This window comes from Pandoraea sp. ISTKB (assembly GCF_001721285.1).
GTDB lineage: Bacteria > Pseudomonadota > Gammaproteobacteria > Burkholderiales > Burkholderiaceae > Pandoraea > Pandoraea capi.
Window position 1 is genome coordinate 1 of sequence record NZ_MAOS01000101.1, and the last position, 900, is coordinate 900.

Below are 900 nucleotides of genomic sequence, written 5' to 3' on the forward strand. Positions count from 1 at the left end.
GCTGGGCGCAGAACTCGTCCTCAAGGTTCGCGCCCCTTCCCCCGAAGAACTCGCCCAGATTCCGCGCGGCAGTGTCGTCGTGGGGATGCTCAATCCGTTCGATGCCGAGAACAATGCACGCATGGCCGCCGCCGGCGTGACCGCCTTCGCGCTCGAAGCTGCGCCGCGCACCACGCGTGCGCAGAGCATGGACGTGCTCTCCTCGCAGGCCAACATTGCCGGTTACAAGGCCGTGATGCTCGCTGCGAACCTTTATCAGCGCTTCATGCCGATGCTCATGACGGCTGCCGGTACCGTGAAGGCGGCGCGTCTCGTCGTGCTGGGCGCTGGCGTTGCGGGCTTGCAGGCCATCGCGACGGCCAAGCGTCTGGGGGCGGTCATTGAAGCGTCGGACGTGCGTCCGGCCGTGCGCGAGCAGATCGAATCACTCGGAGCGAAGTTCATCGACGTGCCGTTCGAGACCGACGAGGAACGTGAGATCGCCAAGGGCGTGGGTGGCTACGCGCGTCCGATGCCTGCCGAATGGCTCGCCCGTCAGGCGCAGTTGGTCCACACGCGCCTCACGCAGGCCGACATCGTCATTTCCACCGCACTGATCCCGGGGCGTGCTGCGCCGAAGTTGATCGCCGAAGACACCGTCAAGGCGATGAAGCCGGGCTCGGTGATCATCGACCTCGCGGCCGGACGCGGCGCCAACGGCGGCGGCAACTGCCCGCTGTCAGTCGCTGACGAAGTGATCAAGGTCCACGGCGTGACCATCGCCGGTTACACCAACCTCGCCGGTATGGTGGCTGCGGATGCCTCCGCGCTCTACGCTCGTAACGTGCTCGACTTCCTCAAGCTGGTGATCGACAAGGAAGGCAAGCTCGTCATCGATACCAACGACGACATCGTCGCCGC

Annotated in this window: 1 protein-coding gene; it reads left to right on the forward strand. The window is 65.6% G+C overall.

All coding sequences use genetic code 11. The annotated features are described in order from the left end of the window. A partial coding sequence (locus A9762_RS26985; RefSeq protein ID WP_069345043.1) for an NAD(P) transhydrogenase subunit alpha occupies positions 1–900 on the forward strand: 900 nt, incomplete at both ends.